This window comes from Blastococcus sp. CT_GayMR20 (genome assembly GCF_004570345.1).
The window spans coordinates 1-4,273 of sequence record NZ_SPQM01000248.1 but is presented as its reverse complement, the minus strand read 5'-3'; the positions used below and the strand labels follow the sequence as shown (position 1 = coordinate 4,273).

Sequence of the window (4,273 nt, the reverse complement as noted above, 5' to 3'; positions counted from 1 at the left end):
CGGCTCATCCCGCGCCGCCCGGCTCCCGCAGGGCCACCGCCGCCGCGGACACGGTGACGGCCAGCGGCACCGGCCCCAGCGGCTGCACGCGGACGCTGACCGTGACACGGACCGCCTCGTCGTCCGTCGCCACGGAGGTGGTCGCTCCCTCGGGCGCCGCGCGTTCGACGACCGCGGTCACCGCGGCGGGGTCGTCCCCGCGGGCGGCGGCGCGGGCGCCCTCCCGCGCGGCGTCCAGGCAGCGCAGGTGCGCGCCCACGACCGTGACGGCCGCGACGGCACCGGCGAGGACGAGGAGCAGCACCGGCAGGACGACGGCCGTCTCCGCGGTGACCATGCCGTCGTCGCGCCGGACGAGCGACCGCCGCATCGGCGTCAGGACAGCGTCGCGAGGGCGGACTCGACCAGGTCGGTGAGTCCGGTGACGATCGAGCTGCCGGTGACCACGCGGTAGAGGACGGCGGCGAAGGCGCAGGCGGCGACGGTGCCCACCGCGTACTCCGCGGTGCTCATCCCGGCCTCGTCGGTGGCCCGGACGGCAGCCCAGCGCCGCACGAGGGCACCCCTGCGCAGCGGGACCGCGGTGGGGGCCTGCTCGTCGTCCTCGGGGTGGATGTCGGGGGTGTTCGGCACGGCGGCCTCCTCGCTCGGGGCCCGACGTCCGGGCCTGCCCCGACCCTCGCGCCGGCGCGGCCGCCGGCCCAGGCGTCCGCGGGATCTGTGGAGAGGCCCGCTCGATGTGGACGCCCGGCTCACCCGAAGACGTCGCCTGCGATACCGAGGACCAGCGGGACCACGCCGAGGCACAGGAACGCGGGGAGGAAGCAGAGCCCGAGCGGCGCCAGCACCCACACCCCGGCGCGACGGACGGCGGCGTCGGTCCGCGCACGGGACGCCGACCGGCCGTCCGCCGCCAGTGAGCGCAGAGCCGGCACGACCGTCGATCCCGACTCCCCCGCCCGGACCAGCACCCGGCCCAGCACGGCGAGCTCGGGCGGCACCCCCGCCCAGGCGCGCCGTGGCTCGGCGCCCAGCCGGTAGAGGGCGGCCACGTCGCGCAGCTGCGGACCGAGGGGCGCCGCCACGGCCGACGCGACGGCGGCGAGGGCGCCCGCGACCGGGATCCCGGACGAGAGGCAGACGCCGAGCAGGTCGCAGGCGGCCGGAAGCTCGCGGACGAGCGCTCCCGTGGTCTCCGTACCGTCCGGTCGGCCCCGGCGGAGCAACCGCTCCCCCACGACGGCCACGGTCACCGCCGCGGCCAGGCCCATGGCGCCGCCCACCAGCAGCCCCGCCGGGAGTCCGGCCGTCGCGGCGAGGACCCACCGGCGTGCGGCGGGGGGCTCGGCATCGGCAGGCGGGGGCGCGATCGGGCGCATCGACCGCGCGCGCCGGGCCACCGCGGCAGTCGGCGGCGACCAGAGCAGCAGCGCGAGTGCGAGCGCGAGCAGCGGCACCCACGTCGGCGGACCACTCATGGCGAGGCCCGCTGGACGAGCCGCCCGGACCAGGTGAGACCGGCGAGCTCCAGGACCACCCCGGCGACGAGGAGGACCTGCCCGGTCGCGGTCGTGGTGAGCACCGCCCACGGATCGGCACCGACCCCGCTGCCCATCGCGAGGCCGAGCACCGGCAGCCCGGCCAGGACCGTCGCGCTGGCCCGGGGGGCGGCGACCGCCGCGGTCAGCTCCTGCCGGTGCCGGGAACGGGCTCGCAGGTCGTCCTCCACCGCGCCGGCGACAGCGGCCAGCGAGCAGCCAGTGCGCTCGCTCAGCCGCACCGCGGACGCGATCCGCCCGAGCGCCTCCGACACGGCGCCGTCCTGCCCGGGTTCCGGCCCGGCATCCGGCGACCGCAGGGCACGGCCCAGCGCACGTCCGCAGCCGACGTCGCCGCAGGCGGCCACCGCAGCCCTCGTGGCGGCGTCGAGCGATCGACCGCTGCGCAGGTCCGCTGCCAGCGCGGCCAGCCCCTCGGTCAGCGCCAGGAGCTGCCTCGCCGCCTCCCCCTGCCGGCGGCGGGTTCCCCACGCGCGCGCCCCGAGGAACGCGCAGACGCCCGCGAGCACCGCGACGAGCGGCGTGCTGAGGACGCCCGCGACGGCGCCGACGGCGACCCCGGCGGCCGCAGGCACCGGGATCGGGCCCCACTCCGCGACGGGCCGGAGCACCGGCCCAGCCTGCGTCGCCAGTCGCCTGCGCCGCGCGGCCGGGCCGGCCGGCCACAGCAGCAGGGCCAGTGCTCCCGCGACCACCGCACCGGTCACGGCCGGGGACGTTCCACGGCGAGGAGGTCCTCGAGCCGGTCGGCAGCGGGACAGGCGCCCCCGTCCGCCCGCCAGCCGGGCTCGACGGTCACGAACTCCCCCGACCGGCGGACGACGCCCAGCTCGTCGACGCGCCGTCCCGCCGGCCCACGGCGCAGGTGGACGACGACGGCCAGGGCGGCCGCCGCCTGGCTGTGAACGGCCGCCCGGTCCAGACCCGCGGCCACCCCGAGCGCCTCCAGACGCGCGGGCACCTCGGCCGGACGGTTCGCGTGGAGGGTGCCGCACCCGCCGTCGTGGCCGGTGTTCAGCGCGGCCAGCAGGTCGGCCACCTCCGCACCGCGCACCTCGCCGACGACCAGCCGGTCGGGACGCATCCGCAGCGCCTGGCGGACCAGGTCCCGCAGCGTCACCTGCCCGACACCCTCGACGTTCGGGGGACGGGTGAGGAGCCGGACGACGTGCGGATGGGCCGGGGTGAGCTCGGCGGCGTCCTCGCACAGCACCAGCCGGTCGGCGGGGTCGCCCGCTCCCAGCAGCGCGGACAGCAGCGTGGTCTTCCCCGAGCCGGTGCCGCCGGTGACGAGGAAGGCCAGCCGTCCGGCCACGAGCGCCCGCAGCAGCTGCCCGCTCTCGCCCGGCAGCGTGCCCAGCGACCCGAGCTCGTCGAGGGAGAGGGAGCACCGCCGGAGGACGCGGAGGGACAGGCACGTGCCGCTGCCCGACACCGGGGCCAGGACGGCGTGCAGGCGGGTGCCGTCGGGCAGACCGGCGTCCACCCACGGGGCCGCGTCGTCCAGCCGCCGTCCGGCCATGGCTGCCAGCCGGACGGCCAACCGGCGGACGGCGTCGTCGTCGTCGAACCGCACCGGGGTGAGCTCCGGTCCGGCGCCCCTGTCGATCCACACCTGCTCCGGGCCGTTGACCAGCACGTCGGTGACGTCCGGCGTCCGCAGCAGTGCCTCGAGCGGACCTGCGCCGGCCAGCTCGTCGACCGCGTGCCGGACGGCGGACAGCACGTCGTCGCTGCCCAGCAGGCCGGCCTCCTCCCGGACGAGGGCGGCCACCTCCGCGCGGGTCGGCGGCCCGTGCTCCAGGGCCAGCCGGGCGCGGACGCGGTCCAGCAGCGCCGGCGCCGTCATGCCGCCCGCGCTCGGGACGACAGGGCGGCGAGGACGTGCCGCGCGAGGCTGCCGAGCGGGGACCGGGCGGAGATCGTCGGGGGCTCACCCCGCTCGCCGCGGGGGACGGCGCTGCGGTCGTGGGGCAGCTCGGCCAGCACCGGACGCCCCACCAGGTCGCGGAGCTCGGCCCGCGAGAGGCCGCCTGCGACCTGCCGGAGCACGAGCTCGGCGCCCGCCCAGCCCGACCCCGGGTCCTCGACCAGGAGCCGCGCGGCCGTGGCCGACCGCAGCCGGGCCGGGACGACGAGCACGGCCAGATCGGCCTCGGCCAGGACGGTCCGGGAGGCCTCCCCCGACCGCGGCAGGTCCACGACGACCGTCCGGCCCACCGCGCGGGCGGCCTCGACCACCGCGGCCAGCGCCTCGTCCGGCACCGGGACGGGCGTGGAGCGGGAGGCGGCGAGCACGTGGACGCCGTCGATCTCGGGCAGCGCCGCGACGAGCGCGTCCCCACCCACCCGCCCGCGCAGGCCGGTGAGCTCGGGCCAGCGCAGACCCTCGACCCGCTCGGCGCCGAGGAGGAGGTCCAGCCCCGCGCCCCACGGATCGGCGTCGACCAGGACGGCGCCGGGCGCGGCGGCGAGCGCCAGCGCGGTCGCCACGGTGCTGACCCCTGCGCCCCCGCAGCTGCCACCCACCGCGACGAGCCGCCCACGCTCCACCGGCGACCGCGCCGCTGCCGCCGCGCGGTCCAGCAGCCACGACTCGTCGTCCGGGAGCACCGCGACGCGCTCCGCACCCAGTGCGACGGCGGCGGCCCAGTCGGCGGCGGGCAGCTCCCGGGTCGCCACCACGACGACACCGGCCCGGCGTGGGAGCGCGC

General features: G+C 79.1%; 6 protein-coding genes. All 6 read right to left on the bottom strand.

Going from position 1 to position 4,273, the window contains the following annotated elements; all coding sequences use genetic code 11:
* Nucleotides 1–4: 4 nt before the first annotated feature.
* The gene (locus E4P40_RS26670; protein ID WP_245160616.1) at nt 5–370 is read right to left on the bottom strand and encodes a TadE family type IV pilus minor pilin; all 366 of its coding nucleotides are present in this window, start codon (nt 368–370) and stop codon (nt 5–7) included.
* 5 nt (nt 371–375) lie between these two features.
* On the bottom strand, nt 376–633 hold the full coding sequence (locus E4P40_RS29235; RefSeq protein WP_245160615.1) for a DUF4244 domain-containing protein: 258 nt from the start codon (nt 631–633) through the stop codon (nt 376–378).
* 119 nt (nt 634–752) lie between these two features.
* The gene (locus E4P40_RS26660; protein ID WP_135161322.1) at nt 753–1,478 is read right to left on the bottom strand and encodes a type II secretion system F family protein; all 726 of its coding nucleotides are present in this window, start codon (nt 1,476–1,478) and stop codon (nt 753–755) included.
* Nucleotides 1,475–2,266, bottom strand: a complete 792-nt coding sequence (locus tag E4P40_RS26655; RefSeq protein WP_135161321.1) for a pilus assembly protein TadB — start codon at nt 2,264–2,266, stop codon at nt 1,475–1,477. The genes E4P40_RS26660 and E4P40_RS26655 overlap by 4 nt, the downstream gene beginning before the upstream one ends.
* Nucleotides 2,263–3,408: a TadA family conjugal transfer-associated ATPase gene (locus tag E4P40_RS26650; RefSeq protein WP_135161320.1), complete on the bottom strand. Its 1,146-nt coding sequence runs from the start codon at nt 3,406–3,408 to the stop codon at nt 2,263–2,265. The genes E4P40_RS26655 and E4P40_RS26650 overlap by 4 nt, the downstream gene beginning before the upstream one ends.
* On the bottom strand, nt 3,405–4,273 hold an 869-nt coding region (gene ssd / locus E4P40_RS26645; RefSeq protein ID WP_135161319.1), incomplete at its 5' end, for a septum site-determining protein Ssd. The genes ssd and E4P40_RS26650, both read right to left, overlap by 4 nt.

Excerpts from the sequence above, each read along its gene's own strand:
- E4P40_RS26670 (WP_245160616.1), bottom strand. The coding sequence starts at position 370 with ATGCGGCGGTCGCTCGTCCGGCGCGACGACGGCATGGTCACCGCGGAG.
- E4P40_RS26660 (WP_135161322.1), bottom strand. The coding sequence starts at position 1,478 with ATGAGTGGTCCGCCGACGTGGGTGCCGCTGCTCGCGCTCGCACTCGCG.
- E4P40_RS26650 (WP_135161320.1), bottom strand. The coding sequence starts at position 3,408 with ATGACGGCGCCGGCGCTGCTGGACCGCGTCCGCGCCCGGCTGGCCCTG.